Source organism: Ruegeria sp. YKSE079, from assembly GCF_059612845.1.
In genome coordinates this window covers 48,112-63,785 of record NZ_JBXWRJ010000011.1, presented here as the reverse complement: position 1 = coordinate 63,785, position 15,674 = coordinate 48,112, and the positions used below count along the sequence as shown (strand labels likewise).

The window sequence follows — 15,674 nt, the reverse complement described above, 5'->3', positions numbered from 1 at the left end:
AGGGGCGACCCGCAGGGCGGGTCACCTATTTCGTTATTAGGCCAGCGGTTTAACCGCCTTTTTGGTCATAGGCTGTGCCCCATCCCCAAGCGCCCGAGCCGAATCCGCGCGCCACGACGCGTTCACGGTAAATCGCCGAAACCACATCGCCGTCACCTGCCAGCAGGGCCTTGGTGGAACACATCTCGGCGCAGATGGGTAGTTTGCCCTCGGCAATACGGTTGCGGCCGTATTTCGAGAATTCCGCATTGGAATGCGTCTCCTCGGGGCCACCGGCGCAGAACGTGCATTTGTCCATCTTTCCACGTGATCCGAAATTACCCGCCTGCGGATATTGTGGCGCGCCGAAGGGGCACGCATAGAAACAATAGCCGCACCCGATGCACAGGTCCTTGGAATGCAGTACCACACCGTCTTCGGTCTGATAGAAACAATCTACCGGGCAGACCGCCATGCAGGGTGCATCCGAGCAGTGCATGCAGGCCACCGAGATTGAGCGTTCGCCTGGTTTGCCATCATTGATCGTTACCACCCGTCGGCGGTTGATGCCCCAGGGTACCTCGTGCTCGTTCTTGCACGCGGTAACGCAGGCGTTGCATTCAATGCAGCGTTCAGCGTCGCAGAGAAACTTTGCTCTAGCCATAAATCGTCCTCCTTACGCTGCCGAGATCTTGCAGAGAGTACACTTGGTCTCCTGCATCTGGGTCACTGAGTCATAACCGTAGGTCTGTGCCGTGTTTGAGCTTTCACCCAACACATAAGGGTCTGCCCCGGCCGGGTATTTGTGACGAAGGTCTTCGCCCTGGAAATGCCCACCGAAGTGGAATGGCATAAAGGCCACGCCGGCACCGACCCTTTCGGTTAGCATCGCCATAACCCTGACCTTGCCTCCCTCAGGACTTTCGACCCAGACCTGACTGCCGTCACGAATGCCAAGGTTGTTGGCGTCGCGCGGGTTGATCTCGACGAACATGTCCTGCTGCAGTTCGGCCAACCATGGGTTTGACCGGCTTTCCTCGCCACCACCCTCATACTCGACCAGTCGACCTGACGTGAGGATTATCGGGTAATCCTTTGAAAAATCGTTCTTCTGAATCGAGGCGTAGAGGGTAGGCAAGCGATACGCATGCCGGTCTTCGTAGGTCGGGTAATCCGCCACCAAATCACGCCGCGGTGTATAAAGCGGCTCGCGATGGATCGGGATCGGGTCCGGGAAAGTCCAGACGACCGCGCGGGCTTTGGCGTTGCCGAAAGGAGCACAGCCATGCTTGATTGCCACCCTCTGGATACCGCCGGAAAGATCGGTTTTCCAGTTGGTTTCCGGGCCTGCAACCGCGTCGATGGCCGCACGTTCCTCGGCCGTCAGATCCCCGTCCCATCCCAGATCCATTAGCATTTGCATGGTGAATTCCGGATAGCCATCCTGAATTTCAGCACCTGGGTTTGAGACCCCGTCAGCCAACAGGTTGTCACCATCCCGCTCGACCCCGAACCGTGCGCGGAAGCACAGGCCGCCTTCGGCGACCGGTTTGGACATGTCGTAAAGGTTAGGCGTTCCGGGGTGCCCCATCTCGGCTGTACCCCAGCAAGGCCACGGCAGGCCGTAGTATTCGCCATCGTTCGGTCCGCCCACAGCCTGCAACGTGGTTTTGTCAAACGTGTGCTGGTTGGCCATGTGACTTTTGAGCCGTTCCGGCGACTGCCCTGTATATCCGATTGTCCAGAGACCTGAGTTGAGTTCGCGGGTGATGCTTTCGACGTTTGGGGTTTCGGCATCCTCCATTTCGATGTTTCGGAACAAACGATCTGACCAGCCGAACTTATTGGCGAACTTGGCCATGATGACCTCATCCGGCAGACTTTCGAACAACGGATCCACCACCTTGTCGCGCCACTGCAGCGAGCGGTTCGAGGCCGTGACCGAGCCCCGGGTTTCGAACTGCGTGCACGCAGGCAACAGGTAGACGCCGTCAGTGCGATCATGAAGCACGGCGGAAACAGTTGGATACGGGTCTATAACGACCAGCATATCGAGCTTCTCCATCGCCGTTTTCATTTCCGGCCCGCGGGTCTGCGAGTTGGGCGCATGACCCCACAACACCATAGCCCGGACGTTGTTGTCCTGGTCCATGTTGGCCGGGTCTTCCAGAACACCATCGATCCAGCGGGATACTGGAATGCCACTTTCATTCATCAGCGGCTTATCCTTGCCATCCTTATCCTTGATCGTGGCGAACTGCCCCTTTAGCCAATCCAAATCCTCGCCCCAAACTCGCGACCAGTGGCCCCACGCCCCGGCGCTTAGGCCATAATAGCCGGGCAGGGTGTGGCTGAGTACGCCAAGGTCGGTTGCGCCCTGCACGTTGTCGTGGCCGCGGAAGATGTTGGTTCCGCCCCCCGTGGTGCCCATGTTGCCTAGCGCCAATTGAAGCACGCAATAGGCGCGGGTGTTGTTGTTACCATTGGTGTGCTGGGTGCCGCCCATGCACCAGATTACGGTGCCGGGACGGTTGTTGGCCATGGTGCGGGCCACGCGCTTGAGCTGGCTTCCCGGTACGCCTGTCACACGCTCGGTCTCTTCTGGTGTCCATTGAGCGACTTCGGTGCGGATTTGATCCATGCCCCAGACACGGGTGCGGATGAACTCTTTGTCTTCCCATCCATTGTCGAAGATGTGCCAAAGGATACCCCAGATCAGTGCCACGTCCGTCCCCGGACGAAAGCGCACGTATTCATCGGCATGGGCCGCGGTTCTTGTGAACCGCGGGTCACAGACGATGAGCGGGGCATTATTTTGTTCTTTTGCGCGCAAAACATGTAATAGCGAGACCGGATGAGCCTCGGCAGGGTTGCCGCCGATAATGAAGATGGCCTTGGAGTTGTGGATGTCGTTGTAGCTGTTCGTCATCGCGCCATAGCCCCAGGTGTTTGCCACACCTGCAACCGTGGTCGAGTGACAGATACGGGCCTGGTGGTCCACGTTGTTCGTGCCCCAATAGGCGGCAAACTTGCGGAACAGGTACGCCTGTTCATTGTTGTGTTTGGCTGAACCGAGCCAATAAACGCTGTCAGGCCCGCTTTCCTGACGGATCTGCATCATGCCGTCGCCGATCTCGTTGATCGCCTCTTCCCAACTGATGCGTTTCCACTCTCCGCCTTCTTTTTTCATCGGATATTTCAGGCGGCGTTCGCCATGGGCGTGCTCGCGAACCGACGCCCCCTTGGCACAGTGTGCGCCTAAGTTGAACGGGCTGTCCCAACCGGGTTCCTGCCCGACCCAGACGCCGTTTTGCACTTCGGCAATGACTGTGCATCCGACCGAACAGTGGGTGCAGACGGACTTGATGTTTTCAACGGCCTGATTGGCCGCTGTCTGGGCGCTGGCTGGCGTCACGGTTCCGCCCGTTACGCTGATCGCGGCCAATCCGCCGATCGTTAACCCGGACCCGCGCAAGAATGCGCGGCGATCGACGGTTTTCTCGCCGACCTGGGACAGGATACTTGTCCGCTGGGGGCGTCGCGCAACCCCGTTGGTCTTTTTCCTAAGCATGTTTTTCCTCCCTTGCACGCCATATATTCATGGCTGGCTTGGTACTCCCAAAACCCGGTGTCAGGGCCTCACGCAACCGTCGACCGGGTGGTGACGTCGTCCGGTTCAGAACCGGGCGCTGTCCAAGTAGGCGCGAGTGTGCGCGGTATCCTGAATGCGGGTTTCATCCACGGGCTCATGCGCCGCTTCGGCTTTGTCGCTCAGGCTGGTTGCGGCGACGGCAGCAGGCGCTGCGGTTCCGGCCAGTTTCAGGAAGTCGCGGCGGGATGTGCCGGTTTCCTTGGTCTTGCTCATGGGATCCTCCTTTCCCATTTGCGATGTAGCGCCCATTCGGGCGCTGGCGAGTGGCAACGCATCACGCTGCCGTCATTCGGAACGCTTCACGCTCGATTTCCATGAATATCCGCCCGGCAGTACCGACGGAGGCATAGAGGACCGAGTTTTCGGCAGCTTCCAGATCCGAATAGAAATGCACCGCCCAAGGGGCGATGTGTTTTCTCCAGAACAACTTTTGATCGCCTAATGACGCGGGCGCACCAAAGCGCCCCACTATTATGCCCCCCATCATCTCCATCAGCGAGGCAATGTTGTCTTCGGGCTCGAACACGTTCGGTGCACGTGTGATTCCACGCGCGACCATGTCGTTTCGCAGTTGCGCCAGAGGCTTTTCGTTCAAAAAGCCGGTGAGGTAGAAACTGGCATAGGGCAACAACTCCCCACGTCCCAATCCGATAAACAGGGCGTTGAACTCGCGTTCCGCTGCGGCTGGTTTGGTCACTTTGGCCACACGCGCCATCGTTTGAATCGCTAGCCCCAAATCCGAGTCGTCGCCGCGTAGTCCTGCGATCTGATTCAACAGAATCTGTTCGGGCGGGCTAGCAAGCAACACGCCAAGAAAGTTGTAGAAATCCGCACGCGTCCGGTCTTCGGCGGCTATTTCCGGAATTTGCGCAGTCTTGGCCGTCATCAGGTTATCCTTCAAATTCGAACCGCATTCGGCGAGGGGGAGGTGCGGCGCTCAATCTGTCTTCTGTGCCAAGATCGCCGACTTCTGCAGGAGGCTCAGCCGCGAGAGCGGGGGGCGAGGGTTCGTCGTCATCAAAAATCGTCGTTTCGACCACTTCATCAACATCCGGCATTTCCGTTTCCTTTGATGCCAGAGCCTCGACATGGGCTATCATGCCTTTTCCGACCTGGTATGCCGTTTGGATATTTTCGACAACCCGCGTCGTGTCAGTGAAATCTTCACCATAGTCGACCAATCCGTCAACGTTCGCCAGAACCGGGTTCAGCCGCCACAATTGCCGCAACGCACGACGGCGAATGCGGTCGGGAACGGCACGTGCCATAAAACCTGCGATGTCATCGCCCGGCTTAAGGTAGTCCGGGTCGGGCAGGTCCAGTTCGGCGAGTATTTCGGGATCGCTTCTATGTTCGAGTTCCGCTTGTTGCTCCATCCTCGCCTGGGTTTGCAGGGCAACACGCTCCGCATCTTTCTCTGCCAGAACAGCGGCTTTGCGGCGGGACCAGAAATCTTGCGGGCGACTCATTGCACGATCCTCCGTGGCGCGCGGTAGACGTCCGCGTCTTGTCGTATTCGAGCGTCGCCCTTGCCGTTCTCTACCATATCTACCCTTTTTCTGTCGCGCCGCCGTTTGACGAATGCCTCATCGCGATGGTGTTTCAGGGTGAAATCTCGAACCCAGGCGATCAACCCCTCGGACATCGGTATCTTTTCGACGATTTCTTCGCCGGTGTCGGCATAGTCCTGTCCTTCGAATGGAGAAGCCGTGGCCAAAACAGCGTTCAAGACGCCGCTTTCGTCGCCCTCGTCGCGCAACACCAAATAGACTGAAGGTTGACTGTCGGCCAGATTGACCTTGTAGGCCTCGGTATCGGACGTCCAAAGCGTCAGAGGCAACGTGGCGGCATGATACTCGATTGCATCGCCCTCACGACGCAACTCGACCCAATTGGCAGGACCAGCGCCGGGTAGAACCGCGACCGCGCGCCAGTTCCACTTGGCCCACCGGGTCACGCCTGGTGATTTCCGAACGACTACGCCCAGCGGCATCTCAATGTGATTGGCGGCCTTGGCCACGTACTCCTCCCTGGAAGGCTCTCCCCATCCCTCCATATTGTGAACTATGGTACACAAAACAGCGCTGTGCCAAGCCCGGAGGAAAGATTATTTTTGTGTTCACCATTATTTTATCAACTAAATAACCAGTTCTGTGCTGCTGGCTTGCGGAAATTTATGAACTATAGTGCAGAAGGAGTGGCGGCCTGTCTGCCTTGATTCTTACTGACTTGCTGTTCGAACGATGGATGGAGAGACAGTTGGGCTTGGTTTGTCCGAGGGGAGGACATGAAGAAAACACTGCTTTTGTGCGATTGTGCCGGAACGCAATCGATAGATGGGGATGCGCTTTCCAAGTCTTGTGGCGCAATGTGCTCGCGCGTTCATTCGGCGCTTTGTACGAGCGAACTGGCCGCCGCCGCCAAGCTAATGCAACAAGACACGGAACTGTTTATTGCTTGCGGCCAAGAGAAGGTGGTTTTTCAGGAACTGGCGGAAGAACTTGGTGCCGATACCGTCGGCTTCGTGGATCTGCGCGATCGGGCAGGGTGGTCGGATGAAGGTGCCAACGCGATGCCGAAAATGGCGGCACTAACTGCCGAAGCCATGCTGCCTATTCCAACAACGCCCAGCCGGGATGTCGTCAGCGAAGGAGTCTGCCTTATCGTCGGGCCGGGCGACGTGGCTTTTGACCTTGCATTGCGGTTGTCGGATTGTTTGACCGTCACTGTATTGGTAACGGACAATGCAACACCTGTGTCGCGGGCATTCGATGCTGTACGTGGAAAGATCAGGCAAGTTCGTGGCGCACTTGGTGATTTCGAGTTGCGCCTTGATGCGATGCAGCAACTTTGTCCTGGCGGGCGTGACACCTTTGAGTGGTCTGCGCCGCGTGATGGTGCCCGGTCGCAATGCGACATTGTGATCGATCTGACGGGCCAACAGGCCCTTGTGCAGTCGCCTCAGAAACGCGAGGGATATCTCCGGGCCGACCCTCGCGATGCTATTGCGGTCGCTGGACTGGCTTTTGAAGCGGCGCAACTGGTCGGGACATTCGAGAAACCCTTGTATGTTCGTCTTGATGAAAGTCTTTGCGCTCATTCCCGTGCAGGGCTGTCCGGCTGTTCGAATTGTCTCGACATTTGCCCGACCGGGGCGATAACCGCAGCGGGCGACCACATTCAAATCGATCCGATGATTTGTGCAGGATGTGGTGAGTGTGCAGCGCTTTGTCCGTCGACTGCAATCACCTATGAAGATCCTCCACTCGCGTCGCTCATTTCGCGTATACAGATTCTGGCACGCACCTATCGTCAGGCTGGTGGCTTGTCGCCGCGCCTATTGGTGCATGATGGGTTTGGGGGCGAGATGATCCGACTGGCGGCCCGGTTCGGGCGCGGGTTGCCAGCCAGTGTGATCCCGCTTGAGCTGGGCGTCGTGTCCGGTTTTGGACATGCAGAGATGCTGGCAGCTCTGGCGCACGGATTTGCACGTGTGGACGTACTAATCTCTCTAAAAACGGAACGTGATGCCTTGCTGCGCGAACTGGTATTGGCGCAAGCAATTGCAGGAGAGAACGCAGTCGGTTTGATAGACGAATCCGACCCGGACGTGCTGGCGGAGATTTTGTACTCTCAGCTTGTGCCGGTCCCTCTATCCGCTCCGGTTTTGCCACTTGGCAACCGTCGCCAGATTACTCGACTTGCCGCAAAGGCGCTGAATCCCGATGCGCCCGATCCATTGCCGCTGCCTGCGACGGCCCCTTATGGCGCGATTGCCGTCGACACCGACGCCTGTACGCTTTGTCTCAGCTGTGTGTCGTTGTGCCCTTCGGGCGCACTGATCGACAACCCGGACAAACCACAACTGAACTTTCAAGAAGATGCCTGCCTCCAATGCGGCATTTGCCGGACGGCGTGCCCGGAGAAAGCGATCACGTTGGTGCCTCAACTAAACCTAATGGATGCTGCTCTGTCACAATGTGTTCTGAACGAAGAGGAGCCTTTTACCTGCATCGAATGCGGAACACCTTTCGGGGTGGCATCCACAATCAAGCGGATCATGGAAAAACTGGCGGGCAGCCATCCCATGTTCGCGTCCTCGGAACAAGCGCGCCTAATCCAGATGTGCGACGATTGCCGTGTTCAGGCCCAATTTAACAGCAAAAACAACCCGCTCACCGGCAATCCTAAACCGCGGATTGTCACTACCGAAGACTACTTCAGCAAGCGCAAGGATCACTGAGTTTGCAAAGGCGCGCCAAGATCTGCAGCAGCAACCACGCTGACAAAAGCGAGAATCGCTTCCAGTTCGGATTGGGTAATCGTTACTGGATGGATTGGTGGCGGACGTCCGAGATCAAAAGGCGACGTTACCCCTTCGATCTGGGTAAAGGCTGGATGCGGATTAAGCGCATAAAACTGCTGAAATCGCGTGGACCAGTCAGGCAATGACCGCAACACTGCGAATGAGGGTGTCGAACCAAGCCCGTTCATTCGGTTTTCCGGCCCGATCACATGGCAACGACCACAATGAGTCAGAGAGAGTTTCGCGCCAAGTTGCGCATTGCCTTCGAAATCGGTTGTTTCATCAATGGACGCAATATCAATACTCGCGGCAAAAGGGATGCCGTCATGAGGCCGATAACTCTCGACTGTTCGTTTGCCGATGTCGGACAGAAGCCACTTCCGAAATCGTTGCTGACCCGCTTTTGCTTCAGTTCTTAAAAAATACAGCGTGCCGCCACGCTGGAACACGGGGTCCCCTGGCGCTTCAGTGACGATCAACATCGGTCCGTTTGAGTCTGCAACAACCTTAACGCCGGTCTTGAGGGAAAAGCGTGGAAGAATATATTTCAACAAACCCGATTGAACAACTTCATCAGGTGCAGACAATCCCAATACCTCCTGCGACCAAGAGGGGCTGGCGTAGAGCATCAGGCTCAGGCACAACGGGGCAAAGCGCATGGAACAAGCCTAGAAGGATTTGGACGAATGCGTCAAATGAACAGTATGAGATGGAGACACATGCGATGAGTTGTGACTACAACATGTCGATGCGAAAATTCCTCAAGCAGGTCGGCGTGACCAGCCAACAGGCCATCGAAGAAGGGCTGCGCAAGGCAGGCAATCCGTTGGGCAAGAGCTTTGAGGCCAAGGTTGTGCTGACCATCGAAGGGCTGGAAGTCGAGCACGTTGTGACGGGCCAGATTAAGGATGACAACGCATGAGCATTCGTGATGCCGTTTTGGCCAACCTCAAGAAAATCACTGATCCAGTTTCCGGGCAGGACATCGTGAGCGCTGGGCTTGTTCGCGCGCTGAATGTCGAAGGCGATACCGTACGATTCGTTCTGGAAATCGATCCCAAACAGGCCGAGCGGATGGAACCTATCCGTGCCACGGCCGAGCAGGCGGCAAAAATGGTCTCGGGCGTCGAAAAGGTTTCGGCCATGATGACCGCACATTCTGAAAAGACGCCGCCGGACCTGAAACCAAAACCGAAGCCGTCCCAATCCGGGCCGCAGGCAGTGCCGGGCGTGGATCGCATCATTGCAGTTGCTTCAGGCAAGGGGGGGGTGGGCAAATCCACGGTTTCGGCCAATCTCGCCTGTGCACTGGCCGCGGAAGGTCGGCGAGTTGGGTTGTTGGATGCCGACGTTTACGGTCCTTCGCAGCCGCGGATGCTGGGCGTGTCAGGCCGTCCGGCAAGCCCTGATGGTAAGACGATTTTGCCTCTGCGAAATCACGGTGTCACCATGATGTCTATGGGATTGATGGTGAATGAAGGCCAGGCCGTGGTCTGGCGCGGTCCGATGCTGATGGGCGCCTTGCAACAGATGATGGGTCAGGTGCAGTGGGGCGCGCTTGATGTGTTGATCGTCGATTTGCCGCCAGGGACTGGCGATGTGCAACTGACACTCAGTCAGAAGTTCAAGGTGGATGGGGCAATCATCGTTTCCACCCCACAGGACGTGGCCTTGATCGACGCCCGGAAAGGGATAGATATGTTCCGTCAACTCAAGACGCCGATCCACGGGATGATCGAAAACATGTCGACTCATATCTGTTCCAATTGTGGATATGAAGAGCACGTGTTTGGTCATGGTGGCGTTGCGACCGAGGCCAAGGCGATGGATGTGCCGCTATTGGGGGAAATCCCCTTGCACCTCGATATCCGGATCGCGGCGGATGGTGGGGCCCCCATTGTGGTCAGCAAGCCCGAAAGCCCACAAGCTGACGCATTCAGACGTATCGCCCGCGATCTGATCGCAAAAGGGCACGCATGAATCAGCCGGTCTTTCCTCCCTTGCTGGCCGGTCATCCCGTGCGGGGTGGGGAAGATCCTTTTGTTCGTGCTCAGGCCCTTGCCGAACTAGGCTGTGATTCGGGCACCGTGACCTATAACATCCAGGCCGACTTACTGCGGGTGGCGATTGTTTTCGCGCCCGAAGTTCCGCTGAGCGACGCAATGGCGATGCTACCTCTATGCGCTGTGGGGTTCCAGAATGCCCTGGGCGTGCAAGCGCCACCAGAGGTGGCGGTTCACCTGAGTTGGGACGGGCTGATATGCGTCAATGGAGCTACTTGCGGGTATTTTCGCGCCGCGGCCTCCACGGCCGACTCTGAACAGGCACCCGATTGGCTCGTGATCGGATGGACCTTGGCCTTGATGCAAACTGACGCGCCGGGTGACATGCTTGATAATACTGCGCTTTATGATGAAGGTTGCGCCGAAGTATCTCCTGTCGGGCTGATCGAAAGCTGGTCGCGACACATGCTGACCTGGCTCAATCGATGGCAAGAGGACGGCAACGGCCCCTTGCACGGCGAATGGATGGGACTTTTGCGCGGCGTCGGTGAACCGGTCACTCAATCAGGGATTCACGGGATATTTGTTGGAACGGACGATCGGTTCGGTATGTTGATCCGGGAAGGAGCCGACACTCATTTGTTACCGATGGAAACGGTGTTGGAGGGGAGGGAATGAAACTCGCGCGCGCAATCCATTTCGATGAAAGCGACCTGAATGTCTTTCATTCCCCGGCGCGCACCGGTGAATGGTGTATTTCCGGTGGATTCGAGTTTTCGAACTGGTCGCAAGCCGATTTGGAGGGTAAGGCGAAGCAGGCGTTTTCCAATGGTTGGCTTGGGTTAGAAACGTTTGGGCGCGTGACGTTCGTTGCAGTGACCCAAGTGGAACAGACCGAGTTTGAGCGATTGATCAAGGGACTGGCCGACTACTTCGTAAGTTTTTATGGCGCACCGTCCGTCGAAGCGGCACTGGATGTCGCGCGCGATGAAATCGTGTTCATGGCCGATCTTTGTGACGACCACTCTCCAAACACCTTGCTTACGGTCGCCCGCACATTGGGAGATGCTGGAGTTCATGAAACTTACCGCGTAATTACTCCTCAAGAGGCAGAGTTGGCGGCATTTGCAGTTCATGGGATAATGGACGACTGAGTTTTTCCAGGGGACGCGGCCTCTCTTGTCCTGTAGGTAATTCACTCCCTCGTTTTGTGTTTGGGAGCAATAACGATATGGCGGTTGGTGAGTTCAGAGAAGGTCTTTGAAAGCTCCATACTGGCCCCGTTTAAACATCAGGCCTTTGCCGGTGCGGTACATGACCTGCTCTACCTCTCCGACTATGATCAAGTGATCTCCTGCTTCGTGCCGGGCGTTCAACCGACAATCGAACCGGGCAAGACAACCCGATAGCAAAGGGGTGCCGTTCGTATCCGGTGTCCAAGTGGTATGAGTGAAATCGAACCCATTGCGGGCAAAACGAAGCGCCAGACCCTGCTGGTCTTCGGCCATGACGTGAATGGCATACCGGGTTGATGTACTAAACGCTTCGAACCGGTTGGAGTCCTTGCCCAGACACCAAAGCACCAGTGGTGGTGTCAGGGAAACCGAAGAAAATGAGTTGACCGTTATTGCGACCTGACCGGTCGGTGCTGCCGTCGTGACGACTGTGACGCCGGTTCCAAAACAGCCCAATGCCTCGCGAAAGGCAAGGGTCGCCTCCGTGCCGGGAACAAAGGTTTTTTCAGTCATCGCGCGCGCTCGTGTTCCTGAGTCGGTCCCACCTGCCATGCCTTGGGCAGTTTGTCCATGCAAGCAGGGCACGCAAGGCGCCTTTACGTCAGTTTAGGTCTTCGAGCAGGCGACCGTGTTTGCGGGTCTCAGCAATCACATCGCCAAAGGTCTGCATGCCGCGGGCCTGAAGCATGGGAAGCATCCTGACCAGCACCTCTGCCGTAGCTTGCGCGTCGCCCAGCGCAGTGTGTCGCAAAGATTCTGGAATCGCGACGTCTAGCCGGTCGCACAGAGCGTCGAGTGTATGAACCTCGCTGGCGCCAAACAGAACGGCGGAGAGTAGTACTGTGTCCAGGATCGGATGATCCCAGACGACCTCCATAGGTTTCGCATGCCGACGAAGAAAGGCCATATCGAAAGGTGCATTATGCGCCACAATTACTGCATCGCGAGCAAAGTGATGGAAGGCTCGGCCAGCTTCGACGATATCCGGCGCGCCCCGAACCATTGCGTCACTTACTTTGTGCACCTTGGTGGAAGCAGGAGGGATTGGTATTCCCGGATCCACAAGTGTATCCAAACTCTCTCCCGAGATAATCCGTCCCTTCAGGATCCGGACAGCCCCAATTTGCACGATTTCGTCTTTGTGCGGTAAAAGGCCGGTGGTTTCGGTGTCGAACACAACAAAGCATAAATCAGCGAGACGTCGGTTTTCAAACGCCTCATCAAGATGCGATTCCAGCAGATCGAAATCATAGACCAGCGGGCGTTCGGATTCGGGCGATATTTGCGCTGTGGCTTCATCAAAAATCAGCATGTATCCAGGCGCACTCCCAAGCGGTTTCATTCGCACCGCGTAAGATTGCGTTCCGTCTGTACCGGTCAGAGTGCAGGATACATCCCTACCTGTCTTGATGAGTTTCGCGTATGCCGCCTCCAGTGCATCGCGGCGCAGGTAGTCAAACAGGGATGCGTTTAGGCGAGGAGGAGCGATTTGCGCCAACACCTCGGCAGCCTGCCCGTCATAGAGCACGATATGGTGTTTTGGGCTGGCCAGAACCATGGCCACCGGAATTTCGGTGAGGAGCGCGGTCAAGCGTTCCTTTTCGGCGGTCAATCGCGCAGTTTCAGCAGCTACGGCTTCGGCGGTGTTCATGGCCGTCTCGGACAGAACGCCGGCAAGCCCGGCGGCGGCCGGGGCAAGATCACCCAGATAGCGGGCGTTATGCATATCCAGATCGGTGGCCACTCCGGCATACGCCCGCGCCCGCATCTGCGCGGACAAGCGTTCAATCGGCTTGGCGACATTCTCGTCGAATAACAACCAAACCCCGACAATCAATCCCAGCAATCCAAAGGCGACAAGCAACCCACTGAAGACGAACGCATCCAGCATGTCCGGTGCGTTTGCTCGGCTATAGCCCAACCACAAAGCGGCGCCGGTCACGCTCAACCCGCCCAAAGCGAGCAGGCAAAAAAATAAAAACACGCGAAGTCGCAGGCTTAAGTGGGCCATCACTGCTGTATCTCGCACGTCGCTGAAATTACCAAATCAGTTTTGTCCGCCTCTATCCAGTTGGCATTCAGCACCTCTCCATCAGAGGCGAACTCAACACCATCGGAAAGGTCTGCCCGACGCAACTGGTTGCAATCTACGGCTATAGGCAGCTTGGACACCGGCGCCCAGCGGCCGAAGAAATAGAGATCGGCAAGGCGTTGACCAGGGACTTTTAAATTTGTTTGAACCGAAGCTTCATCGACTGCGGCAAAGCGTACGACAAATGGTGCCAAATATGTCCAGGGGCGGTAGACCGCACGGCTTTCGACTTCCTGCACGACTATCATCTCTTCGGGAAGGGCGGCGCGGGTTCGGTCGTACCAAGAGTATTCGCTGATGATCGTTACGCCGATCATCCCTAATCCTGCGGCCACCGGGGCCAGCCAGCGCGGCAAACGGCCTCCGGTCGCACGGTTGAAGATCATCACCAATCCAGCGATGGCAATGCCCGCAAAGACCGTTGCAATCAGCTCCAGAAACATGGCTTGTTCTCCCAATCCGTCTTGTGTCAGCTCAGCATGCTCTTGCCGTGTCCGACCGCTGATTGCATGGTTTTTACCACGACAAAGGCGTCGCGCAGATGACTTCGTTCAAAATCGGACAGGTCCGCGGGAACCAGATAGTTATTGGGCTCGACGCCTTTTCGCACCAGTGCCGCCTGGTGCTCAAGCCGGGTTTCCGCAATCAGGTCATAGGCATCAAGAAGATCGCGTGCGCCGGACGAGCTGAGCACGCTGGCCGCTTCGGCTGCCTTGAGTCGCGCACGAGTATTCACCTCAGTCAACTTTCCCTGCAACGCATAGACCCGCCCAAGGTCCACCACGGGCACAACCCCATTGTGTTTGAGGTCGAGCGTGTTGCGGTGCTCACCCGACCTGATAGTAGCAAAACCGCGCAACAGACCCAGCGGCGGTGTATGTTTCAGTGAATTCGCGATCATATGGGCCACGAAGATCGAATTTCGGCTGGCCGCTTTCAGGGTGTCAGTCTGCAGGTCGGAAAACAGATCGAATGTACCGCCGATAGGGCGCAGATCGAACATGACAGACGCCAGCATTTGCGCCTCGGGGTTGGGTTTGGCGATCCAGCCGGCGAAGTAGTCTTTCCACACGCGCACAGGCTGACACCAGCGCGGGTTCGTTGCCATCATGTCGCCGGGGCAGAAAAAATAACCACAGATATTAAGGCCACCAGACACGAATTCCGCCAGCGCCTTGAAATAGGGCATGTCTGCGTCTGTGGCGGCATCATCCAGCATAATGCAGTTGTCCTGATCTGACACCCCGGTTTGTTCTTGCCGACCTTGTGAACCGCACGCTAGCCACAGATATGGCACCGGCGGCGGGCCGAACTTTTCCTCGGCCAGGCTTAGCAGACGGCGCGTGGCGGTATCGGCGATATCCGTGATCAGGCGCGTGACAACTTCGTGCCGGTTGCCGCCTGCCACAAGTTGTACCAGCAGGCGCGGAATTTCGGCGGTGACTTTCGCCATTTCCTCTGCGTTGGTCGCCCGTGAGATGGCACTGACCAGCTCCGCAGAACTGACCGCCTGGAAACGGGTTAGGTCGGTTTGGGTGACCATACCCACCAATCGACCACTCTCAGTGATCGGAATATGTCCGATATGCCTTTCCATCATTGCGTGCAGCACATCCGAGCCGATGTCGCTTGGTGACAGAGTCAAAGGGTGTGCAGTCATGACCTGAGAAATGGGTGTAGAGGCGGGCAGCGCTTCTGCCACGACCTTCCCGGACAGGTCCCGTACCGTTACTATGCCTTTCAGGGTTTCTTTCTCGGTAATGCAAATCGAGGAAATTCCCCTGTCGCGCATTATAAGCGCTGCGTCTTGAACGGGTGTCTCGGGTGGGCAGGTGGCGGGATTTCGCGCCATCAAAGTATCAACCGAACTTGTTGCCAGACTGTCTTGTTGCGGTTTCGGGCTTCGCGCGCGGTTGAAGAACTTGGCAAATACTTCGTGTTGGGCAATCAGATCATGAAACAGGTTCGGCGGTAGCAACAGCAGAACGGAATGTGTGTCCGCGCGGGCGCTGGTAACTGCCTTGCCATCGCGCAAAAGCCCGCGTTCCCCGAAAGAATTACGCATGCCGAGGTGAGAGACGACGACACCATTCTCATCACTGATTTCGATTTGACCTTCGTAGACAATGAACAACCCCGGCAACGTCTCGCCAAGGTCGTAAACGGCGAAATCGGTTTCGACCTCCCATGCGTCTGCCCGTGTTGCGATTGTCACCAGCACGTCGGTCGGTAGCGCGTCATAGGGGTGTACCGATTTCAGAAACCTGATGATCTGTTCTGGTGACAATGGCATTAGGGCAACCTTGAAATGAAACGGAAAGGTCCCGCCCGGAATAATCGGGCGGGACCATCGGGTCAAAGAGGGCAGGCCTCATACGGGAGGGAACCAGTCCAGAGGCCCGACACC

16 protein-coding genes are annotated in these 15,674 nt (G+C 56.9%); 5 read left to right on the top strand and 11 right to left on the bottom strand.

Annotation, left to right across the window (positions count from 1 at the left end; translation table 11 throughout):
• Window positions 1-49: 49 nt before the first annotated feature.
• The 6 genes from fdh3B to AC2FMY_RS11910 all read right to left on the bottom strand — a co-directional run bounded on the left by fdh3B (window position 50) and on the right by AC2FMY_RS11910 (window position 5,651).
• A complete protein-coding gene (gene fdh3B, locus AC2FMY_RS11935; protein ID WP_480601309.1) occupies window positions 50-643 on the bottom strand; it encodes a formate dehydrogenase FDH3 subunit beta in 594 nt (197 codons plus the stop codon).
• 12 nt (window positions 644-655) lie between these two features.
• Window positions 656-3,550: a formate dehydrogenase subunit alpha gene (locus tag AC2FMY_RS11930; protein WP_496746201.1), complete on the bottom strand. Its 2,895-nt coding sequence runs from the start codon at window positions 3,548-3,550 to the stop codon at window positions 656-658.
• A gap of 105 nt (window positions 3,551-3,655) precedes the next feature.
• Entirely contained in the window at window positions 3,656-3,844 is a 189-nt protein-coding gene (locus tag AC2FMY_RS11925) for a twin-arginine translocation signal domain-containing protein (RefSeq protein ID WP_496807435.1), read from the bottom strand.
• 61 nt (window positions 3,845-3,905) lie between these two features.
• Entirely contained in the window at window positions 3,906-4,517 is a 612-nt protein-coding gene (locus AC2FMY_RS11920; RefSeq protein ID WP_496807434.1) for a TorD/DmsD family molecular chaperone, read from the bottom strand.
• A 4-nt stretch (window positions 4,518-4,521) separates the two neighbouring features.
• Complete coding sequence (locus tag AC2FMY_RS11915) at window positions 4,522-5,100, bottom strand: DUF3306 domain-containing protein (protein ID WP_496807433.1); 579 nt, start codon at window positions 5,098-5,100, stop codon at window positions 4,522-4,524.
• On the bottom strand, window positions 5,097-5,651 hold the full coding sequence (locus AC2FMY_RS11910; RefSeq protein ID WP_480749910.1) for a DUF3305 domain-containing protein: 555 nt from the start codon (window positions 5,649-5,651) through the stop codon (window positions 5,097-5,099). The genes AC2FMY_RS11915 and AC2FMY_RS11910 overlap by 4 nt, the downstream gene beginning before the upstream one ends.
• 267 nt (window positions 5,652-5,918) lie before the next feature.
• On the opposite strand from AC2FMY_RS11910, the gene AC2FMY_RS11905 reads away from it, so the two are divergent.
• Window positions 5,919-7,874 carry a 4Fe-4S binding protein gene (locus AC2FMY_RS11905; protein ID WP_496807432.1) on the top strand — a complete coding sequence of 652 codons (1,956 nt, stop codon included), beginning with the start codon at window positions 5,919-5,921 and terminating at the stop codon, window positions 7,872-7,874.
• Here AC2FMY_RS11905 and AC2FMY_RS11900 read toward each other — a convergent pair.
• On the bottom strand, window positions 7,868-8,596 hold the full coding sequence (locus tag AC2FMY_RS11900) for a hypothetical protein (protein ID WP_480749912.1): 729 nt from the start codon (window positions 8,594-8,596) through the stop codon (window positions 7,868-7,870). The genes AC2FMY_RS11905 and AC2FMY_RS11900 overlap by 7 nt on opposite strands.
• 65 nt (window positions 8,597-8,661) lie before the next feature.
• Here AC2FMY_RS11900 and AC2FMY_RS11895 point away from each other — a divergent pair, with 65 nt between their 5' ends.
• From AC2FMY_RS11895 to AC2FMY_RS11880, 4 genes are read left to right on the top strand one after another with little or no spacing between them, the layout of a single operon-like run.
• Window positions 8,662-8,859, top strand: a complete 198-nt coding sequence (locus AC2FMY_RS11895; protein ID WP_480749913.1) for a DUF6494 family protein — start codon at window positions 8,662-8,664, stop codon at window positions 8,857-8,859.
• The gene (locus AC2FMY_RS11890; protein ID WP_496746212.1) at window positions 8,856-9,917 is read left to right on the top strand and encodes an Mrp/NBP35 family ATP-binding protein; all 1,062 of its coding nucleotides are present in this window, start codon (window positions 8,856-8,858) and stop codon (window positions 9,915-9,917) included. The genes AC2FMY_RS11895 and AC2FMY_RS11890 overlap by 4 nt, the downstream gene beginning before the upstream one ends.
• Window positions 9,914-10,618 carry a biotin/lipoate--protein ligase family protein gene (locus AC2FMY_RS11885; protein WP_496746214.1) on the top strand — a complete coding sequence of 235 codons (705 nt, stop codon included), beginning with the start codon at window positions 9,914-9,916 and terminating at the stop codon, window positions 10,616-10,618. Before AC2FMY_RS11890 ends, AC2FMY_RS11885 begins: the two co-directional genes overlap by 4 nt.
• On the top strand, window positions 10,615-11,094 hold the full coding sequence (locus AC2FMY_RS11880; RefSeq protein WP_480749916.1) for a DUF6505 family protein: 480 nt from the start codon (window positions 10,615-10,617) through the stop codon (window positions 11,092-11,094). The genes AC2FMY_RS11885 and AC2FMY_RS11880 overlap by 4 nt, the downstream gene beginning before the upstream one ends.
• A 93-nt stretch (window positions 11,095-11,187) precedes the next feature.
• Here the strand turns inward: AC2FMY_RS11880 and AC2FMY_RS11875 are convergent, their stop codons facing one another.
• From AC2FMY_RS11875 to AC2FMY_RS11860, 4 genes are all read right to left on the bottom strand, one after another.
• The gene (locus tag AC2FMY_RS11875) at window positions 11,188-11,688 is read right to left on the bottom strand and encodes a flavin reductase family protein (RefSeq protein ID WP_480749917.1); all 501 of its coding nucleotides are present in this window, start codon (window positions 11,686-11,688) and stop codon (window positions 11,188-11,190) included.
• An 88-nt stretch (window positions 11,689-11,776) separates the two neighbouring features.
• Entirely contained in the window at window positions 11,777-13,189 is a 1,413-nt protein-coding gene (locus AC2FMY_RS11870; protein WP_496746234.1) for a 3'-5' exonuclease, read from the bottom strand.
• Window positions 13,186-13,710, bottom strand: a complete 525-nt coding sequence (locus AC2FMY_RS11865; protein WP_480749919.1) for a hypothetical protein — start codon at window positions 13,708-13,710, stop codon at window positions 13,186-13,188. Before AC2FMY_RS11865 ends, AC2FMY_RS11870 begins: the two co-directional genes overlap by 4 nt.
• Before the next feature lie 26 nt (window positions 13,711-13,736).
• Window positions 13,737-15,560 (bottom strand): DUF294 nucleotidyltransferase-like domain-containing protein, encoded by a 1,824-nt coding sequence (locus AC2FMY_RS11860; RefSeq protein ID WP_496807431.1) that lies wholly within the window; start codon window positions 15,558-15,560, stop codon window positions 13,737-13,739.
• Window positions 15,561-15,674 lie beyond the last annotated feature (114 nt).